Origin of the sequence: Porphyrobacter sp. MBR-155, assembly GCF_040547625.1 — a bacterium.
Lineage (GTDB): Bacteria > Pseudomonadota > Alphaproteobacteria > Sphingomonadales > Sphingomonadaceae > Erythrobacter.
The window spans coordinates 90306-109746 of the sequence record NZ_JBEPQB010000002.1 but is presented as its reverse complement, the minus strand read 5'-3'; the positions used below and the strand labels follow the sequence as shown (position 1 = coordinate 109746).

19 protein-coding genes are annotated in these 19441 nt (G+C 63.0%); 12 read left to right on the top strand and 7 right to left on the bottom strand.

Annotation, left to right across the window (positions count from 1 at the left end; genetic code table 11):
* Window positions 1-18: 18 nt before the first annotated feature.
* Genes ABIE62_RS02290 through fsa form a run of 3 tightly spaced genes read right to left on the bottom strand, consistent with a single transcriptional unit; the run spans window position 19 to window position 2897 of the window.
* Window positions 19-387, bottom strand: coding sequence for a DUF2513 domain-containing protein (locus ABIE62_RS02290; RefSeq protein ID WP_354323201.1), 369 nt, complete (start codon window positions 385-387; stop codon window positions 19-21).
* Window positions 384-2225 carry a cobaltochelatase subunit CobT gene (gene cobT, locus ABIE62_RS02285; RefSeq protein WP_354323199.1) on the bottom strand — a complete coding sequence of 614 codons (1842 nt, stop codon included), beginning with the start codon at window positions 2223-2225 and terminating at the stop codon, window positions 384-386. Before cobT ends, ABIE62_RS02290 begins: the two co-directional genes overlap by 4 nt.
* 18 nt (window positions 2226-2243) lie before the next feature.
* Entirely contained in the window at window positions 2244-2897 is a 654-nt protein-coding gene (gene fsa / locus ABIE62_RS02280) for a fructose-6-phosphate aldolase (RefSeq protein ID WP_354323197.1), read from the bottom strand.
* A 60-nt stretch (window positions 2898-2957) separates the two neighbouring features.
* On the opposite strand from fsa, the gene ABIE62_RS02275 reads away from it, so the two are divergent.
* Window positions 2958-3614 (top strand): DUF2490 domain-containing protein, encoded by a 657-nt coding sequence (locus tag ABIE62_RS02275; RefSeq protein ID WP_354323196.1) that lies wholly within the window; start codon window positions 2958-2960, stop codon window positions 3612-3614.
* A 28-nt stretch (window positions 3615-3642) separates the two neighbouring features.
* Here the strand turns inward: ABIE62_RS02275 and ABIE62_RS02270 are convergent, their stop codons facing one another.
* Window positions 3643-4341: a DUF4197 domain-containing protein gene (locus ABIE62_RS02270; protein ID WP_354323194.1), complete on the bottom strand. Its 699-nt coding sequence runs from the start codon at window positions 4339-4341 to the stop codon at window positions 3643-3645.
* Window positions 4342-4396: 55 nt separating this feature from the next.
* On the opposite strand from ABIE62_RS02270, the gene ABIE62_RS02265 reads away from it, so the two are divergent.
* Together ABIE62_RS02265 and ABIE62_RS02260 are read left to right on the top strand one after the other, a co-directional pair.
* Window positions 4397-6565 (top strand): primosomal protein N', encoded by a 2169-nt coding sequence (locus tag ABIE62_RS02265; protein WP_354323192.1) that lies wholly within the window; start codon window positions 4397-4399, stop codon window positions 6563-6565.
* A 122-nt stretch (window positions 6566-6687) separates the two neighbouring features.
* Window positions 6688-7323 (top strand): glutathione S-transferase family protein, encoded by a 636-nt coding sequence (locus tag ABIE62_RS02260; protein WP_354323191.1) that lies wholly within the window; start codon window positions 6688-6690, stop codon window positions 7321-7323.
* Between the two features lie 56 nt (window positions 7324-7379).
* Here ABIE62_RS02260 and ABIE62_RS02255 read toward each other — a convergent pair whose 3' ends face one another.
* Entirely contained in the window at window positions 7380-7682 is a 303-nt protein-coding gene (locus tag ABIE62_RS02255) for a GIY-YIG nuclease family protein (RefSeq protein WP_354323189.1), read from the bottom strand.
* Between the two features lie 144 nt (window positions 7683-7826).
* Here ABIE62_RS02255 and ABIE62_RS02250 point away from each other — a divergent pair, with 144 nt between their 5' ends.
* Window positions 7827-8444, top strand: coding sequence for a hypothetical protein (locus tag ABIE62_RS02250; protein ID WP_354323187.1), 618 nt, complete (start codon window positions 7827-7829; stop codon window positions 8442-8444).
* Here the strand turns inward: ABIE62_RS02250 and ABIE62_RS02245 are convergent.
* Complete coding sequence (locus ABIE62_RS02245) at window positions 8439-9500, bottom strand: bifunctional transcriptional activator/DNA repair enzyme AdaA (protein ID WP_454184774.1); 1062 nt, start codon at window positions 9498-9500, stop codon at window positions 8439-8441. The genes ABIE62_RS02250 and ABIE62_RS02245 overlap by 6 nt on opposite strands.
* Window positions 9497-9976 (bottom strand): DUF1203 domain-containing protein, encoded by a 480-nt coding sequence (locus ABIE62_RS02240; protein ID WP_354323185.1) that lies wholly within the window; start codon window positions 9974-9976, stop codon window positions 9497-9499. Before ABIE62_RS02240 ends, ABIE62_RS02245 begins: the two co-directional genes overlap by 4 nt.
* Before the next feature lie 108 nt (window positions 9977-10084).
* Between ABIE62_RS02240 and ABIE62_RS02235 the strand changes: the two genes are divergently transcribed.
* From ABIE62_RS02235 to ABIE62_RS02200, 8 genes are all read left to right on the top strand, one after another.
* Window positions 10085-11659 (top strand): trypsin-like peptidase domain-containing protein, encoded by a 1575-nt coding sequence (locus ABIE62_RS02235; protein ID WP_354323183.1) that lies wholly within the window; start codon window positions 10085-10087, stop codon window positions 11657-11659.
* Window positions 11660-11825: 166 nt separating this feature from the next.
* Window positions 11826-12380, top strand: a complete 555-nt coding sequence (locus ABIE62_RS02230) for a F0F1 ATP synthase subunit delta (RefSeq protein WP_354323181.1) — start codon at window positions 11826-11828, stop codon at window positions 12378-12380.
* A 12-nt stretch (window positions 12381-12392) separates the two neighbouring features.
* Window positions 12393-13922, top strand: a complete 1530-nt coding sequence (atpA, locus tag ABIE62_RS02225) for a F0F1 ATP synthase subunit alpha (RefSeq protein ID WP_354323179.1) — start codon at window positions 12393-12395, stop codon at window positions 13920-13922.
* 100 nt (window positions 13923-14022) lie between these two features.
* Window positions 14023-14892 carry a F0F1 ATP synthase subunit gamma gene (locus tag ABIE62_RS02220; RefSeq protein WP_354323177.1) on the top strand — a complete coding sequence of 290 codons (870 nt, stop codon included), beginning with the start codon at window positions 14023-14025 and terminating at the stop codon, window positions 14890-14892.
* Window positions 14892-15191, top strand: a complete 300-nt coding sequence (locus tag ABIE62_RS02215) for a hypothetical protein (RefSeq protein ID WP_354323175.1) — start codon at window positions 14892-14894, stop codon at window positions 15189-15191. The genes ABIE62_RS02220 and ABIE62_RS02215 overlap by 1 nt, the downstream gene beginning before the upstream one ends.
* A 10-nt stretch (window positions 15192-15201) precedes the next feature.
* On the top strand, window positions 15202-16659 hold the full coding sequence (atpD, locus tag ABIE62_RS02210; RefSeq protein WP_354323173.1) for a F0F1 ATP synthase subunit beta: 1458 nt from the start codon (window positions 15202-15204) through the stop codon (window positions 16657-16659).
* A 3-nt stretch (window positions 16660-16662) separates the two neighbouring features.
* Window positions 16663-16920 carry an ATP synthase F1 subunit epsilon gene (locus ABIE62_RS02205; protein WP_354323171.1) on the top strand — a complete coding sequence of 86 codons (258 nt, stop codon included), beginning with the start codon at window positions 16663-16665 and terminating at the stop codon, window positions 16918-16920.
* Between the two features lie 251 nt (window positions 16921-17171).
* Window positions 17172-19313 carry a prolyl oligopeptidase family serine peptidase gene (locus ABIE62_RS02200; RefSeq protein WP_354323169.1) on the top strand — a complete coding sequence of 714 codons (2142 nt, stop codon included), beginning with the start codon at window positions 17172-17174 and terminating at the stop codon, window positions 19311-19313.
* The last annotated feature ends 128 nt before the right edge of the window (window positions 19314-19441 follow it).

Here is a 19441-nt window from a genome sequence, read left to right as displayed (position 1 = left end):
CAGCCGCGTCATAGAAACTCAAAAGGGCGGCAATCCCAATTCAACCGCTTTCGCCTTGATGTAGCCAGTTGCCAATTCGCCAAGAAGCTTCACGCTCCATGTATTCAATTTTGTGGCACCTGCCTTTGTTTTTCGCCAAATCTCCGGGTCACGAACCTTATCTAGAAATTCATGCCCCTCCCAAGTCATCCCATAATAATGCCTCTGAGGTTGGTGAATGTAGCCTCCACTTTCTAATAGCAAAACATGATGCACCACGGTTTCAAATTTTTCACGCGTCATCGAAGTTTTCCCATCAACGAGGACTTGTTGCAGCGAAAACCGATCATCTGGCTGCGACTCCATCCAAATTAGGATGTCCCGAACAAGATCCATATCACGCTTCACCGCCCCCGCCCCTTCACACCCTTCTCATCCTCGAACAACTCCGCCAGCTGCTCCATGATCGTGCCGCCGAGCTGTTCCACGTCCATGATCGTTACCGCGCGGCGGTAATATCGCGTCACGTCATGCCCGATCCCGATCGCCACCAGCTGCACCGGGGACACCTTCTCGATCCACTCGATCACGCTGCGCAGGTGCGCTTCCAGATAGCCTGCCGAGTTCACCGATAGCGTCGAATCGTCCACCGGCGCGCCGTCGCTGATGACCATCAGGATGCGGCGTTCTTCGGGGCGGTAGAGCAGGCGGCTGTGCGCCCAGATCAGCGCCTCACCGTCGATGTTTTCCTTCAGCAACCCCTCGCGCATCATCAGGCCAAGATTGCGGCGCGCGCGGCGCCAGGGTTCGTCGGCCTGTTTGTAGATGATGTGGCGCAGGTCGTTCAATCGCCCCGGATTGGCCGGCTTGCCATCGGCGAGCCACGCCTCGCGGCTTTGCCCGCCCTTCCACGCGCGTGTGGTGAAGCCGAGGATTTCGGTTTTCACCCCGCAGCGTTCCAGCGTGCGCGCCAGAATGTCGGCGCTGATCGCGGCGATGCTGATCGGCCGCCCGCGCATTGATCCCGAATTGTCGATCAGCAGGGTGACGATGGTGTCCTTGAATTCGACATCGCGTTCAACCTTGTAGCTGAGCGCCGTGCCGGGCGAGATGACCACCCGCGCCAGCCGCGCCGCATCGAGCACGCCTTCCTCCATGTCGAAATCCCAGCTGCGGTTCTGCTGCGCCATCAACCGGCGTTGCAGCCGGTTGGCGAGCCGCGTCACCACGCTTTGCAACCCCGTCAGCTGGCTATCGAGATAGGCGCGCAGCCGGTCGAGTTCCTCGGCATCGCACAGGTCGGGCGCGGCGACCTCTTCATCGAAACGGGTGGTGAAGGCCTTGTAATCGACGCTGGCGGGGATGTCGCCGTGCGGGCGGTTGGGACGCACCGGCGCTTCGGAGCCATCGCCATCCTCTCCCGGTTCGCCTTCGGACATATCGCCATCGGCCTCGGCCTGCGCGGATTCGTCGCCCTCGCCTTCGCCTTCAGCCATGTCGCCCGCCATTTCGGCGGATTGCGGATCGCCCTCGCCCTGATTTTCGTCTTCGCCCTCGTTGTAGTCGGGGCCGTCATCATCGTCTGCGTCGTCGGAATCGCTTTGGTCGGGGGCGTCGCTCGGCTGGGTCAGATCGAGTTCGCGCAGCATATCGAGCGCGAGCTTCTGAAACGCTTCCTGATCGGAGAGTTTTTCCGCCAGCGCGCCGAAATCCTTGCCGACTTTTTCCTCCAGAAAGGCGCGCACCAATTCCAGCCCGCCGCGCGCCTTTTCCGGCACCGCCTCACCCGTCAGCGCCTCTCGCACCAGCAGCGCGAGCGCGGTTTGCAGTGGCACTTCGGACGAATTCTGCGCGCGCACGATCTTGTCCGACGCGGTGCGCAATTCGGTTGCGGCATCAAGATTGGCGCGGATGCCGCCGAAGCGGTTGGCACCCAAAGCCTCATACCGCACCTGCTCGATCGCGTCATAGCACGCCCGCGCAATCGGTTCGGGCGGCGCGGATTTCGCGTGCAGGCCCGCGTCGTGATGGCGCAGTTTCAGTGCAAAGCTATCCGCAAACCCGCGCGCTTCGGTCACCTGATCGGCCGGCAGATCACGCCCCGGCAGCGGAACGCGGAACCGGTTGCCCGCAGCGCCGGGCACATCGGCGCTCCACGCGACCTCAACCTCCGGATCGCGCGCAATCGCGCGGCTCGCGCCGGTCAGCGCCTGTTTGAACAGATCGAGCGGGGATTGGTCTGCCATGCCTCAATAATGCTCGCGTTACAAAATGCTCTGCCCGGTCTTGGCCCAATCGGCCAGAAAGCCTTCGATGCCCTTGTCGGTCAGCACGTGTTTGAACAGGTCGTGGATCACCTTGGGCGGCGCGGTCATTACGTCGGCGCCAATCTTGGCGGCCTGCAAGACGTGGGTGACGTGGCGCACCGATGCTACCAGAATCTCGGTGGCGAAGTTGTAGTTGTCGTAAATCAGGCGGATGTCCTCGATCAGGTCCATCCCGTCGAACCCGTTATCATCATGCCGCCCGACGAACGGCGAGATGAATGTCGCCCCCGCTTTCGCCGCCAGCAGCGCCTGATTGGCCGAGAAACACAGCGTCACATTGACCATCGTGCCTTCGCCCGTCAGCGCCTTGCAGGTTTTCAGCCCGTCCACCGTCAGCGGCACCTTGATGCAGACATTGTCGGCAATCTTGCGCAGCACCTCGGCCTCTTTCATCATCGTCGCGTGGTCCAATGCGACCACTTCGGCGCTAACCGGGCCATCGACGATGCCGCAGATTTCGCGCGTCACCTCCATGAAATCGCGCCCCGATTTGGCGATCAACGAAGGGTTGGTGGTGACGCCGTCCAGCAGGCCGGTGGCAGCCAGTTCGCGGATCGGTTCAATCTCGGCAGTGTCGACAAAGAATTTCATGGGTTCACTCCAATAATTTGCAGGTAGCCAGAACGCGGCCACGCGGCGTAGGAAACGCGCATGATCGGATCGTCCACACGCTTTGCGATGCTGCTTGCCGCCATGCTTGCGGCTTGGCAACCGTCGAAAGCGATTGCCGCCGATGAAGACACGCAATTGTGGCAATACTTCGTTGTCACCGGCGATCTTGATCGCGACACCAGCCTGACCATCGATGGCAGCCAGCGATGGCGCGAACAGGCGCGCGGGGGCGATCAGCAGACGATCCGGTTCACGATCCTGCAAGCCGTGGCCGATGGCGTGCGCATCGGCGGGGGCGGCGGGGTGTTCGATGCCGGGGGCAACACCGAAATCCGGTCATTCCAGCAGGCAGTGGTGCGGCGTGGCCGGGTGCAAGCACGCACCCGGTTTGAACAGCGGTTTTTTGATGGAGCCGACCGGGTGGAACTGCGCCTGCGCCAGCGCATCGAGTATAATCAGCCGATTGGCAGCGGTTGGAGTGCCAAGGTAGGCGGCGAATGGCTGGGTCTGCTGCAATCGCGCAATGCAGACCAAGGCGCATCGACCGAGCAATGGCGCGCGCAGACGGGCATCGCCTACCGCGTCAGTGACCGGCTGGAACTGGGCGCGAATTACTGGCTGGTGGTGTTCCCGCGCCGCGACCTGCCAGCGCGCATCAGCCACGTGCCGCAAACGGTGCTGACTTACCGGTTCTAGATTCGGCCGGTTCTAGATTCGGCCGGGTCTAGATTCGCTGGCCCAGCCCGAACACCCCGATCAGAAGCGGATCGCGGGTGGCCTGCGGGTTGGCACGGATCGCGGCTTCCTCGCGCGCGATTTCGCCCCATACTGCATTATCCACCTCGCGCCCGATACGGCTGGCGACATCGCCGGGATTGACCCCGGTCAGCGCGCCGATGGTTTGGCCGATAAGTGGATCATTGCTCAGCCGGATCGCTTCGCCCAATTCGGGCACCATCGCATCAATCAGCGCGCTGCCCATTTCCGCGCGCAGGAACGTGCTGGCCGCGGTTGGCCCGCCGCGCACCAGATCAATCGCGTTTTCAAACCCGATCACCCGCACCGCATCGGTTACTACCGGCGCGGCGCGAAAGCTGGCTTCGATGGCGAGGCTGGCAAAGCGTTCTTCCAGCCGATCCTTGACCAGTGAAGAGGTGAGGATGCGCGACAGCACATCGCCGCGCGTGCCCATCAACTGGTTAAGCCCGATGCGCGCCACCTGTTCGTCCCAGAACCCGCCCGGCGCGGTCAGGCGCGCAAAGGCGTTTTCGGACGCCAGCAGCAGCATCCGCCGCACCGCTTCGACCATGCTGAACCCGCCGCTAGTGCTGGCGCATCCCGGCATCAGCAACAGCGCGCCCGCGCCAGCGGCTCCGGCTATCAACGCGCGGCGGGTGGGGGTGAAGTTGGCAATATCGGTCATTTATCGGGTCTCCCTGCTTGCCCTTGCCCTTTGCCAGCGCCCATATGGCGGCACGATGAACCGCGTCCGCCTGCTGATCCTCAACGCCGCGCTTGGCCCGCTCGATTACCGGCTGCCCGAAGGGGTGGCTGCGCCTGCGGGCAGCGTGGTGATCGCGCCCTTGGGGCCGCGCAAGGTGACGGGGATCGTGTGGGACGAAGGGCGATTGCCGGGCGACGAGATCGCCTTTGAACGCCTGCGCCCGCTGATCGAAGTGCTGCCCGTGCCGCCCTTGCCCGCGCCGCTGCGGCGGCTGATCGAATGGACCGCGGATTATTATTGCGCCCCGCTCGCCAGTGTGGCGCGCATGGCGCTGGCCAGTGGCGGCGCGCTCGGCGGCCCTGCGACGATGACCGAATACCGGCTGACGGGCGCGGAAGGTTCCGGGCGGCTGACCGCGCCGCGCAAAACCGCGCTGGAAAAGCTCGGCGGCGAACAGGGCACCATGCGCGAACTGGCCGCCATCGCCGGGGTGTCCGAAGGCGTGCTGCGCGGGATGGCGGGCGCGGGGCAGATCGAACCCGTTACCGTCGCGATCGACCGGCCTTACGATCCCGCTGATCCCGACCACCATCAACCCGACCTGTCCCCGATTCAGGCCGCAGTTGCAGCACGGCTGGTGGCGGCGGTGCAGGCGCGCGAATTTGCCCCCTTCCTGCTCGACGGAGTGACCGGGTCTGGCAAGACCGAAACCTATTTTGAACCCGTGGCAGAGGCGCTGCGCTGTGCAAAGCAGGTGCTGGTGCTGCTCCCCGAAATCGCGCTGACCGAAAACTTCCTCGCGCGCTTTGCTGCCCGGTTTGGCGCGGCCCCGGTGCTGTGGCATTCCTCGCTCAAATCCACCGAGCGGCGGCGGGCGTGGCGCGCGATTGCGGACGGGTCAGCGCAAGTGGTGGTCGGCGCACGCTCGGCATTGTTCCTGCCCTACGCCAATCCCGGCCTGATCGTGGTCGACGAAGCGCACGAAATCAGCTTCAAACAGGATGACGGGGTGCGGTATAACGCGCGCGACGTATCGGTGATGCGCGCGCGGTTTGAAGGCGTGCCGGTGATCCTCGCCAGCGCCACGCCCGCGCTGGAAAGCCTGCACATGGCCGATATCGGGGTGTATGAAAAACTCGATCTGCCCAGCCGGTTTGGCGGGGCGAGCCTGCCGACAGTGCGGCTGGTCAATCTGACCGAGGAGAAGCCCGGTTCCGGGCGCTGGCTCGCCGGGCCGCTGGTCGATGGCTTGCGCGATCGGCTGGACAAGGGCGAACAATCGCTGCTGTTTCTCAACCGCCGCGGCTATGCCCCGCTGACCCTGTGCCGCAATTGCGGGCACCGCTTCAAATGCCCGTCATGCAGCGCCTGGCTGGTCGAACACCGCCTGTCGGCGCGGCTCGCCTGCCACCATTGCGGGTTTGAAACGCGGGTGCCCGATGCCTGCCCCGAATGCGGCGAGAGCGATTGCCTGGTCGCCTGCGGGCCGGGGGTGGAACGCATCGCTGACGAGGTGCGCGAGCTATTCCCCGATGCCCGCGTCGCGCTTGCCACATCGGACACGCTCAACACGCCCGAACGCGCCGCCGAGTTCATCGCGATGGCAGAAGGCCGTGCGATCGACATCATCATCGGCACGCAGCTTGTCACCAAGGGGTTTCACTTCCCCGAACTCACGCTGGTGGGCGTGGTCGATGCCGATCTGGGGCTTGAAGGCGGGGATTTGCGCGCGGGTGAGCGCACTTTCAGCCAGATCGCGCAGGTCGCGGGGCGGGCCGGGCGCGGGGCGAAACCGGGCGAAGTGCTGATCCAGACCCGCCACCCCGATGCCCCGGTGATCGCCGCGCTGGCCGACGGTGACCGCGACGGGTTCTACGCCGCCGAAACCGCCGCGCGGCGCGATGCGGGCGCCCCGCCTTTCGGGCGATGGGCAGCAATCATCCTGTCGTCCGAGGACGAGCGCGAGGCGCGCGCGGCGGCGGCGCGATTGGGCGATGCGCGGCCCCGGCTGGCCGATGTGCAAATCCTCGGCCCCGCACCTGCCCCGCTGGCCTTACTGCGCGGGCGCTATCGGTACCGCTTTCTGGTCAACGCACGGCGCAGCGCCAACCTGCAAGCGGTTTTGCGCGACTGGATCGGCGCGGTGCAATTCGCGCCGGGGGTGCGGGTGGGGGTGGATATTGATCCCTACAGCTTTGTGTAGCGCATGATCGCGGGCCACGGCCAAACGGCGCGAATATCGCGTGGCCGCCGACAATTTGCTCGACTCTCTGGTGCCCGCACGCAAAGACTGGGCGCGCAAACACTCATCAGAAAGGCCCCCCAATGTTGACCATCCACCACCTGCGGCTGTCGCAATCCGAACGCATCGTCTGGCTGGCCGAGGAATTGGGGCTGGAATACGATCTGAAACTGTATAACCGCCGCACCGATAACCGCCTCGCGCCCGATGAATTCAAGGCGCTGCACCCTATGGGCATTGCGCCGGTGATTACCGACGGCGATTTTGTGCTGGGGGAAAGCGGGGCGATCATCGATTACATCATCGCCAAATACGCGCCCGACACGCCCTTGGTGCCCGGCGCGGATCATCCCGATTTTGCCGATCACCTGTTCTATTACCACTGGGCCAACGCGACATTCATGACCAACGGCATGATGGCGCTGGTGGCGCAATTCATGGGGGCGAAGGAACTGCCCGCATTTGTGGCGGATCGCGTGGCGAAAGGCTGGGCGATTGTCGAAAAACGGCTGGGCGAGGCCGAGTATTTCGGCGGCGCGCAGCTGACCACGGCCGACATCATGATGGGGTTTCAGCTGACCACCAGCCGCGCGATGAGCGGGTCGAGCATTGACGGAATGCCGAACCTGCAAGCCTATTTGAAGCGGATTGGCGCACGTGAGGCCTATCAGCGCGCAATGGCGAAGTGCGAACCGGGAATGCCGCCCAAGCTGGATTGAGGGGAACACACCCCTCCCCAACGTCGCCCCGGCCCCCGAGCCGGGGTCCCGCTTCTTCAGGCCAGCAACTGGTCGAAAAGATCATCCCAATCCGGATTGCCCTTCTCGATCAACGCGAACTTCCACTCACGCCGCCAGCGTTTGACCCGTTTCTCATGCGCAATCGCAGCGTCGATGGCGTCAGTCCGCTCGGCCCACACCAGCCGCTGCAAGCCATAACGCGCGCAAAAGTCAGAACCGCTGCCCGCACGGTGCTGGCTCACCCGTGCCGCAAGGTCGGCCGTGACGCCCACATACATCGTGCCACGATAGCGGTCCGCCATGATGTAGATCCAGCCGCCCTGCGTTTCGCGATCCATCAGGTCATTGAAAAGAAAGCGGGACCCCGGGTCAAGCCCGGGGCGACGATGGGGTGGAGGTTTTGCCCTGTTCCCGTCACCCCGGCCCCCGAGCCGGGGTCCCGCTGCCTTCACTCCGCCAAAAATGTCGGGTAAGGTAGAACAATGAAAGTTTATCCTCCGAAGCACGGTGAATCAAACCAGCAATGGTTTGCAGAGTTAGCGAACCCTCACCATTGGCTTTTGACTGCCGACAACCTTTTTGAGCAGTGTGTCCGTCTTAACAGCCAAAAAGGACGTGGCTATCTCCAATTCAACGACGGTGGTGGCAAGACGCTGAAGTGGGACGTCGTTGACCGATCCATGTTCCTGCTAGGGGGTTTCGCTCTTGAAAACGCGATCAAGGCTTTTCTTGTCTACGAAAACCCAAACTTCGTGGCAGACGGCAGGCTTGCGCGGGAGCTACGTTCTCATCGGCTCATCGACCTCAAAAATCGGTCTGTTCTCATACCAATGCCTAAGCGCAGCGAATTGATTATTGCTGTGTTCGAAGAAGGCATTGAAACTTGGTCTCGTTATCCGTGTGGTTTGACGGCTCAGCAATCCGATATGCAACGCTGGTTCACTCCTCAACTTTGGACAGCCTATTGCGGCCTGATGAGGCGATATGGTCGAAAATTAAAGGTTCTTCTCGAAAAAGGTTGGAAGGGACCACACAAAACCGGAGGTTCTTGGAGCTTCCAAGAAATGTCGTATCTGGACATCGACAGTGTCAGTTTATGAACCTTCCCGCCTCAACAACTCCGCCTTGATCGCCAGCCCGTAGGCATAGCCCCCCAGCGACCCGTCCGCCGCGATCACGCGGTGGCAGGGGATCAGCACTGCGACGTGGTTTGCCCCGTTCGCCCCGCCGACCGCGCGGCTGGCTTTGGGGTTGCCGAGGGCTGCTGCCAGCTCGCCGTAGGAACGCGTTTCGCCGTACGGGATGCGGCGCAGTTCTTCCCAGACGCGCTGCTGGAACGCGGTGCCTTTCACATCGAGCGGGATCGCGGCAGACCCCGGCCCCGGCTGTTCGACCGCCTCCAGCACCTGCGCAAACAACGCGCGAAAGTCCTCACCCGCTGGCACCAGCTCCGCCTTCGCAAAGCGCGCCCGCAACTCCCCTTCGTCCTCTCCGAACGCCAGACAGCACACGCCCTTGTCGGTCGCGGCGACCAGCATCGGCCCCAGCGTCGTCGGCAAAACCGCCCAATGCACGCGCTTGCCCGCGCCGCCTTTGCTCCAGTCATTCGGCGTCATGCCCAGCTTGCCTTTCGTCTCTGCGTAGAACTGTTTAGAACCCGCGTAGCCCGCGCTAGATAGCGCCTTGGTCACCCCCAATCCGTCGGACAGCGCGCCGCGCACCCGCTCTTCGCGCAATGCCTTGGCATAGGCGGCGGGTGACAGGCCGACGGTGCGTTTGAACAAGCGCTGGAAGTGGGTGGGGGTGTAGCCGGTCAGGCCGGCCAGCGCCTCCAGCGTCATCGGCCCGCGCCCTTGATCAAGGCTGGCTCGAATCGCGGCGATAGCGGCCAGCACGCATGCTTCCTCGGCGCTTTGGGTATCAGGAGAGCAGCGTTTACAAGCCCTTAGACCCGCATTCTCTGCCTCACCGGGGCTCGCATAGAACCGCACATTCTTGCGCAGCGGCGCGCGCGCCGGGCACGATGGGCGGCAATATATCCCGGTCGAATGCACGCCGGTCACAAATACGCCGTCAAACCGCCGGTCTTTGGCGAGCGCGATGCGCCAGCGATCATCATCGCCCAAAGGTATTGTTGATGGTTTTATTGGTTTCACGTGAAACATTTCCGCCGGACCCGTCCGGCAAAACACCCCCGCACCGCATTGTGCGCGTCGATTTCCACTATCGTTGGCTGAGCAAACAGATGCCGCAAGCCTGCATCCGCCTCACCCGACTGTGCAAGGATAGCGTCAACCATCATGCCATCAGCGTCAAACCCCCGCAAGGACAGCACTCGTGGCAGAAACACTGGCGGCACTGCGTTTATGTAACGCGCCACTGCCTTTGTACCTTCGCGCACGAAGATTGCGTGGCTCGTTCGATATGGGCCTGAATCTGCACGGCTAGTGTGGTTGAGCAACAGCACAGTTTCGCCCGCAACTGCATCCTCAAGTGTCACGCGGCAAGGGTAGCCTGGTTGAGCATCAACCACCATCCGTACGACGCCACGCCGAACCAGCTCCTCGTCGTCCAAACCGTATAGCGGCGCGAACTCCCTCCAATCCAGCCCTTTGATCTCGTATTCCACCATCGTCCTCCGAACAGATGATCGATAGATAGCCACACCCGGCCCGCCCGCGCACCCCCCGCCTTTGCGTTCAATGTCGCATGGGGCGAAAAAATGGCTATAGCAGCGCGCATGACCCGCCTTCTTCGCGCCCTCGCCCTGTTCCTGATCGCCCTTGCAGCCCCCGCCGCCGCCGATCCCGGCGATGTCGATGCCGCCGCGCGCGGGGTGGTGCGGGTGGTGGTGATCGGGGCTGATGGGGGCGAGCCTGCGCCGGTCAGCCACGGCAGCGGCTTTGCCGTCAGCGCCACACAGATCGTCACCAACGCGCACGTCGTCAGCGAGGCGTTGCTGGATGATACCTTGCGCATCGGGATCGTGCCGAGCGAGGGCGCAGGCGGCGCATTTGCCCGCGTGATCGCGGTCAGCCCGCGCAATGATCTGGCGTTGCTTGAGATCGCCAGTGGCAGCCTGCGCCTCCCGCCATTGGCGCTGGCGGGCGGGGTCAGCGGCGATCTGGGCGAGGTTTCGGCGGTCGGTTATCCGATGAATGTCGATCTGGCCCAGGGGTTGAGCATGGCCGACATTTTCCGCGCCCAGCCGCCGGTCAAATCGCGCGGATTCGTGTCGGGCGAGCGGCCCAGCCGTCAATTCGACACCATCCTCCACACCGCGCCGATTGCGCGCGGCAATTCGGGCGGGCCGCTGCTCGATCCGTGCGGGCGGGTGATCGGGGTCAATTCCTTCAGCGCCGATTCGATGAGCGGGGATGCGGAGTTCTACTTCGCGGTTTCCCTGCGCGAATTGCTGCCATTCTTGCGGGATAACGGGGTGGAGCCGATTACCAATGCGCTGCCCTGCCGGTCGATCGACGATCTGAATGCCGCAGAACGCCAGCGCATGGAGGCGCAGCAGGCACAGGCGCGCGAACGGCTGGCGAGCCAGGCGGAGGCCTTGCGCGAATTGCGCGATAACGCCCGTCTGACCGCGCAGATGGAGGTGATCGCCGCGCGCGAAAACGCGATGGCGATGGCGCTGATCGCGCTGCTTGGCGCGGTTGGCGGCGCCTATGCTGCGGCGATGTGGCGCGGCAACCCGGCGCGGCGCAAACACGCCGGGATCGCCGCAGGGCTGGCAGGGGCTGCCTTGATTACGGCGGCATTGCTGTGGATCACCCGCCCCGGCCTCAGCGAAATCGAAGACCGCGTCGAAGCCGCCGTTGCCGCCGCCCAAGGCGAAGATGCGCAGGGCGGAGGGGATTCCGCCAGCCCATCGCTAGCAGCGGAAGGCGCGCTGATCTGCACGCTGGTGCCCGAACGCAGCCGGGTGACCGCCGCACGCACCGATGATATCGCGCTCGAATGGTCGGCCGATGGCTGCGTCAATGGCCGCACCCAATACGGGCTGGGCACCGGCGGCGAATGGGCGCGGGTGTTCGCGGCGCAGGATGATGCAGCGGTCGCGGTCAATTATTATGATCCCGACACGCGCACCTTCCGCACCGATCGCTATCTGCTCGGGCAAACAGCACTGGCCGCCGCGCGCGAGGCCCGCGCCGCCTACACGCCGCCAGCCTGCGGGGTGAGCGATGCCGCACGCACGCTGGGCGAACAGCAATCCGCGCTGATCGCATTGCTGCCGGATCGCCCGAATGAACGGCTGGTCTATAGTTGCGCGGCGAAGGCGGGCGGCGCGAACTCGAACTAAGCCGGCGCGCGGAACGCGTCATGTTCCGACAAATCCCGTCCAGTGGCTTGCACCAGCGGGAATCAATTGCTAGGCGCGCGCCAACCTTGTGGGGGGCCTTTGTGCATCCCCCATTCCCAAGGCCCAAGCATTACCCCTTCGAAGCTTCCAAGAGGATTGCAAGCGCGTGGATATTTCCGCCGGTATCAAGGCTAGTCTGGCCGGACGCTATGCCTCGGCCCTGTTCGATCTTGCCAGCGAAAGCGGCAAAGTCACTGCGGTCGAGAGCGATCTCGAAACGCTCGGAGCGGCGCTGGCCGAATCGGGCGATCTGGCGGCGCTGACCACCAATCCCGAACTCGCGCGCGATGTGCAGGGCAAGGCGATGGCGGCAGTGGCGAAAAAGCTCAAACTGTCCACGCTCACCACTAATTTCATCGGAGTGCTGGCAGGCAACCGTCGTTTGGCGAAACTGCCTGCAATTATCGCCGCGTTTCGGGCGATTGCCGCCGCGCAGCGCGGTGAAGTGACCGCCACCGTCACCAGCGCACATCCGCTCAGCGATGATCAGATCGCCGCCTTGAAAACCAAGCTGACGCTGCGCGAAGGGCGCACTGTCATGCTGTCCGCCTCGGTTGATCCCGATCTGCTTGGCGGGATTGTCGTCACCATCGGTTCGCAGCGCATTGATGCCTCGATCCGCACCCGTCTCAACTCGCTAGCCCAGGCCATGAAGGCTTAAAGGACACTACCCATGCAAATCCGTGCCGCAGAAATCTCCAAGGTCATCAAGGACCAGATCGCCAATTTCGGCACCGAGGCCGAAGTCAGCGAAACCGGCACCGTGCTGAGCGTGGGTGACGGGATCGCCCGCATCCACGGGCTCGATCAGGTGCAGGCCGGCGAAATGGTCGAATTCGCCAACGGGGTGCAGGGCATGGCGCTCAACCTCGAAGCCGACAATGTCGGTGTCGTGATCTTCGGCTCGGACGCCGAGATCAAGGAAGGCGATATCGTCAAGCGCACCGGCACCATCGTTGACGTGCCGGTGGGCAAGGGCCTGCTGGGCCGCGTGGTCGATGCGCTCGGCAATCCGATTGACGGCAAGGGGCCGATCGAAACCACCCAGCGCAGCCGCGTTGAAGTGAAGGCGCCGGGCATCATCCCGCGCGAATCGGTGTCCGAACCCGTGCAGACCGGCCTCAAGGCGATTGACGCGCTGGTGCCCGTGGGCCGTGGTCAGCGCGAGCTAATCATCGGTGACCGTCAGACCGGCAAGACTGCGGTCGCGATCGACACCTTCATCAACCAGAAGGAAGCCAACGCGGGCGACGATGAAGGCAAGAAGCTTTACTGCGTCTATGTCGCGGTCGGCCAGAAGCGTTCGACCGTGGCGCAGATCGTCAAGCAGCTCGAAGAAAACGGCGCGATGGAATATTCGATCGTGGTCGCTGCGACCGCATCGGAACCTGCCCCGCTGCAATACCTTGCGCCCTATACCGGCTGCGCGATGGGTGAATTTTTTCGCGACAACGGCATGCACGCCGTGATCGTTTATGACGATTTGTCGAAGCAGGCCGTGGCTTACCGCCAGATGTCGCTGCTCCTGCGTCGTCCTCCGGGCCGTGAAGCCTATCCGGGCGACGTGTTCTACCTGCACTCTCGCCTGCTTGAACGCGCGGCCAAGATGAACGCCGATAACGGCCACGGTTCGCTCACCGCGCTGCCGATCATCGAAACGCAGGCAGGCGACGTGTCGGCCTATATCCCGACCAACGTGATCTCGATCACCGACGGCCAGATCTTCCTCGAAACCGGGCTATTCTATCAGGGCATCCGTCCGGCGATCAACGTCGGCCTGTCGGTCAGCCGCGTGGGCGGTGCCGCGCAGACCAAGGCGATGAAGAAGGTGGCGGGCTCGATGAAGCTCGATCTGGCGCAATACCGCGAAATGGCGGCGTTTGCGCAGTTCGGTTCCGATCTTGATGCGGCGACGCAGAAACTGCTCAACCGTGGCGCGCGTCTGACTGAGTTGCTCAAGCAGGCGCAATTCTCGCCGATGCCGTTCGAGGAACAGACCGTGTCGATCTATGCCGGCACCAACGGCTATCTCGATAGCATCGCGGTGAACCGCGTGGGCGAGTATGAAAGCCAGATGCTCGATTTCATGCGTCGCGAACACGGTGACGTGCTGACCGAGATTCGCACCAGCAAGAAGTTCGAAGGCGAGGCCGAAAGCAAGACCAAGGCCGCGCTGCAAGCCTTCGCCAAGCAGTTCGCGTAAGGGCACCGCCCGCCCCGTCACCCCGGCGAAGGCCGGGGCCTAGTTCGACGGGTCATATGGATCCCGGCCTTCGCCGGGATGACGAAATGGAGAAATTTGAGTGCCCTCACTCAAGGAACTCAAAGGTCGGATCAACTCGGTCAAATCGACCCAGAAGATCACCAAGGCCAAACAGATGGTCGCGGCGGCCAAGCTGCGCCGGGCGCAGGCTGCGGCTGAGGCCGGGCGGCCCTATGCCACGCGGCTGGCAGCGGTGATGGCATCGCTGGCGGGCAAGGTGAGCGGCGATTCTGCGCCCCGTCTGCTGGCAGGCACCGGCGCGGATCAGCGTCACCTGCTGGTGGTGGTCAACACCGACAAGGGCCTGTGCGGCGGGTTGAACTCGAACATCGTCAAGGCCGCCAAGGTCAAGGCACGCGAATTGATCGAGGACGGAAAAACAGTCGAATTTTACCTCGTCGGCCGGAAAGGCCGCGCGCCGCTGAAGCGCGAATTCCCCTCGGCTGTTGGCAACGGGTTCGACACCAGCACGGTCAAAACCCCCGGCTTCACCGAGGCCGAAGCCATCACCGATGAACTGATCGCGCTGTTTGACGCGGGCAAGTTCGACATCGCGCACCTCGTCTATCCGACCTTCAAATCGGCGCTGGCGCAGGATCCCACGGAAAACCAGCTGATCCCCGTCCCCGCCCCCACCAACACCGCCGCGAGCGATGCGGTGGTCGAATACGAGCCGGGCGAAGAGGAAATCCTCGAAGAACTGCTGCCGCGTTACGTGCGCACTCAGCTGTTCGGCGCGCTGCTCGAACGTGAGGCGTCCGAACAAGGCGCCTCGATGACCGCGATGGACAACGCCACGCGCAACGCGGGCGACCTGATCGGCAAGCTGACCATCATCTACAACCGCCAGCGTCAGGCGGCGATTACCACCGAATTGATTGAAATTATCGCAGGAGCGGAGGCATTGTGATGTTGATTTCGACGACAGCGATACAGCAACCTTACGACGTCATCGACATAATGATGTTTCTCGATACCTTCGAGCAAAAGGGTTTTCTCGGGTCCGGCGGATACGATTTCGATGGTGCTTTTGCATCTTCAAAGGAAAAAATGGCCGAAATTGCACGCTCGAAAGGCGGTGACGCAATTATCGGCTGTAATTTTGAACTGCGTGTCGCCGTGAAGCAAGGTTTTACCGCACAACAGGTTTTTGAACTCTTTTGCTTTGGAACGATTGTTAAACTTCGCGATAGCGAATTTGGAAACTAAGGACATTCAGATGGCCACCGCCCCCACTCTCAACCAGACCACCAACGGCACGATCAGCCAGGTCATCGGCGCTGTCGTCGACGTGCAGTTCCCCGGTGAACTGCCCGCGATCCTGACCGCGCTCGAAACCCGCAATGGTGACAAGACGCTGGTGCTCGAAGTCGCTCAGCACCTTGGCGAAAACACCGTGCGCACCATCGCGATGGACGCCACCGAAGGCCTCACGCGTGGCAGCGAAGTGATCAACACCGGCGCGCAGATTTCTGTGCCGGTCGGCCCCAAGGTGCTGGGCCGGATCATGAACGTGATCGGCGAAGCGATCGACGAACGCGGCCCGATCGGCGCGGAAAGCACCATGCCGATCCACGCCGAGGCCCCGCTGTTCATCGACCAGTCGACCGACGCGGCGATCCTTGTCACCGGGATCAAGGTGATCGACCTGCTCGCCCCCTATGCGCGCGGCGGCAAGATCGGCCTGTTCGGCGGCGCGGGCGTGGGCAAGACCGTGCTGATTCAGGAACTCATCAACAACATCGCCAAGGGCCACGGCGGCGTGTCGGTGTTCGCGGGCGTGGGTGAGCGCACCCGCGAAGGCAACGACCTCTATCACGAATTCCTCGACGCGGGCGTTATCGCCAAGGACGCCGATGGCAATGCGACCAGCGAAGGTTCAAAAGTGGCGCTGGTGTTCGGCCAGATGAACGAGCCGCCGGGCGCGCGTTCACGCGTGGCGCTGTCGGGCCTGACGATGGCGGAATATTTCCGCGACGTCGAAGGCCAGGACGTGTTGTTCTTCGTCGACAATATCTTCCGCTTCACCCAGGCGGGTTCGGAAGTGTCGGCGCTGCTCGGCCGTATTCCGAGCGCCGTGGGTTATCAGCCGACGCTGGCGACCGACATGGGTAAGCTGCAGGAACGCATCACCTCCACCACCAAGGGTTCGATCACCTCGGTGCAGGCGATTTACGTGCCTGCCGACGATTTGACCGACCCGGCACCTGCCGCTTCGTTTGCCCACCTTGACGCGACCACCACGCTGAGCCGTGCGATTTCGGAGCTCGGCATCTACCCGGCGGTTGACCCGCTCGACTCCACCTCGCGCGTGCTTGAACCGCGCGTGGTCGGCAACGAGCATTACGAAACCGCCCGCCGCGTTCAGGAAACCTTGCAGAAATACAAGAGCCTGCAGGACATCATCGCGATCCTCGGGATGGATGAACTGTCGGAAGAGGACAAGCTGATCGTCGCCCGCGCGCGCAAGCTGCAGAAGTTCCTGTCGCAGCCGTTCCACGTCGCCGAGGTGTTCACCAACATTCCCGGCGTGTTCGTGCAGCTGGAAGACACGGTGAAGAGCTTCAAGGCGGTGGTCGACGGCGAATATGACCACCTGCCCGAAAGCGCCTTCTACATGGTCGGCGGGATCGAACAGGCGGTCGAAAAGGCCAAGAAGCTGGCTGAAGAGGCGTAAGCAATGCCACTGCATTTCGAACTCGTGACCCCCGCCAAACTCGTCCGTTCGGAGGAAGTCCACATGGTAGTCGTCCCCGGTGCTGAGGGCGAATTCGGCGTGCTGGAAGGCCACGCGCCGTTCATGTCGACCGTGCGCGATGGCGCGGTGCAGATCTACAAGACCGAAGCCAGCGCGCCCGAGGTGATCGAAGTGCGCGGCGGCTTTGCCGAAGTCAATGAAAAGGGCCTCACCGTGCTGGCTGAACACGTCGAGGGGTAGCAATAGCTGCGCGGGGACGCACAAAAAACAGAAGGGGCGGGCCGATGGCTCGCCCTTTTTCATTTCGTCATTGCGAGCCGCGTAGCGGCGCGGCAATCCAGAGCGACACGTGGGCGCACTGGATTGTCGCGTCGCCTGCGGCTCCTCGCAATGACGAGAAAAGCAGCGCACCAAAATCAGATATCTCCCCTTCCCTTTCGCGCGCTCCCCCGGCACAACCGCATCCAGCAATTCCCCCAAGGAGAGGACGCGTGAAACTTGTCTCCACATTCGCATTGGCGCTCGCAATGACCATCGCATCAACAACTGGCGCAGCCGCGCAAGAAACCCCTGTCACCGGCGTCCCCGGACCCGAGCAGGATCCCTATATCTGGCTCGAAGAAGCCCGCAGCCCCGAGGCGCTGGACTGGGTCGCCAAGGAGAACACCCGCACGCTGGCCGCGTTTGAAGCTGACCCCCGGTTCGCGCAATTGAAGGCCGAGGCGCTGGCGATTTTCGACAGCGAGGACCGCATCCCCTTCGTCAGCTTCCGCCCCGATGGCTTGTATAATTTCTGGCAGGACAAGGCCAATCCCAAAGGCCTACTGCGCCGCACCAGCCTCGAAAGTTACCGCACCGACAAGCCGGAGTGGGAGGTCATCCTTGACGTTGACGCGCTCGCCAAGGCGGAGGGCAAGGAGTGGGTCTATCAGGGTTCGACCTGCCTGCCGCCCGCGCTCAATAAATGCATGATCGCGCTGTCCGATGGCGGCGAGGATGCCACCATCATGCGCGAGTTCGACACCGCGACCAAACAATTCGTCGAAGGCGGTTTCGTGCTCGATGCCAAGAGCCAGGGCGGCGTCAGCTGGATCGATGCCGACACGCTGCTGGTGGGCCGCAGTTTCGGTGACGGCACGCTGACGGAAAGCGAATATCCCTTCACCAGCCGGGTGTGGAAACGCGGCACCGACATCGCCGACGCACCCGAAATCTTCCGGGGTGAGCCGACCGACGTGTGGGCGGGTGCCAGCCTACTGCGCGACAACGCCGGCACGATCCACGCCCGCACCGCGTTTCGCGCGATCAGCTTTCACGAAAGCCTCTATTTCGTCGAAAAGGACGGCGCATGGCTCGCGCTCGACATCCCCAAAAAGGCCTCGCCTTACGGGATCGTCGATGGCCACCTGCTCTATTCGACCGATGAAGATTGGACGGTGGACGGCCAGACCTTCCCCGCTGACAGCCTGATCGCGGTCGATCTGGAGGAATGGAAAGCCGACCCCAACGGCGCGAAGAAAACACTGGTCTGGGCACCGGGCGAACGCCAGACCAAGCAGGGCGGCGCGGTCACCGGCAATGCGCTGTTCGTGACGCTGCTCGATAATGTCGTGGGCAAGGTGCTGGAGTTCAATTTTGACGGCGGCGAATGGGTCAGCCATCAGGTGGCCCTGCCCGATAACGCCACGCTCGGCATCGCGGCGTCGTCTGACGAGACCGACCAGATCATGTACACGGTCAGCGGGTTTCTGGAACCGACCACGCTCTATTACGCCGATGGCTCGGGCACGCCTGCGGTGCTCAAAACCAGCCCGGCCTATTTCGACCCCGCTGGGATGGAGGTGGAGCAGCACGAGGCGACCAGCGCCGACGGCACCAAAATTCCCTATTTCATCGTCAAGCCCAAGGGCATGGAGCTGGATGGCACCACCGCCACGCTGATGACCGGCTACGGAGGCTTCCAAATCGCGCGCCTGCCCGCCTATCTCGGCAGCACGGGCAAACTGTGGGTGGAAAAGGGCGGCGCCTATGTGCTTGCCAACCTGCGCGGGGGTGGGGAATTCGGGCCGAACTGGCACCAGACCGCGATTCGCGAGAACAAGCAGCGCACCTGGGACGATTTCATCACGGTGGGCGATGATCTGGTGAAGCGCGGCTTCACCTCGCCGCAGCATCTCGGCATTCAGGGCGGATCGCAGGGCGGCTTGCTGGTCGGAACCGCGTTTACCCAGCGGCCTGACCTGTTTGGCGCGGCGATTGTGCAGATCCCGCTGTTCGATATGCTGCGGTTCCACCTGATCGGGCGCGGGGCATCGTGGATCGGCGAATATGGCGACCCGCGCATCCCCGAACAGCGCGCCTGGATCGAGGCCTATTCACCCTATCAGAAGATCGTCGAAGGCGTGGATTACCCTGCGCCGTTCCTGTGGGCATCGACCGCGGACGACCGCACCCACCCCGCCCACGCACGCAAGGGCGCGGCGCGGCTCAAGGCGTTGGGCCAGCCCTATTACTACTTCGAAGACACCACCGGAGGGCACTCCGGCGGGGTCGATAATGATCAGCGCGCCAAGCTGCAGGCGCTGCAATTCATCTATCTGATGCAGCGGTTGATGGATCAGCATCGCGAATAGATTCGCCTCTCGCATAACTCAGACAGGGGCGGTTCCGGCAAGGGATCGCCCCTTTTGCGTTAGATAACGCAGGCAAACGTAACTATTTGTAAAATAAGCTGACACTTTGCCCTCAGCTCGTCGCAAGC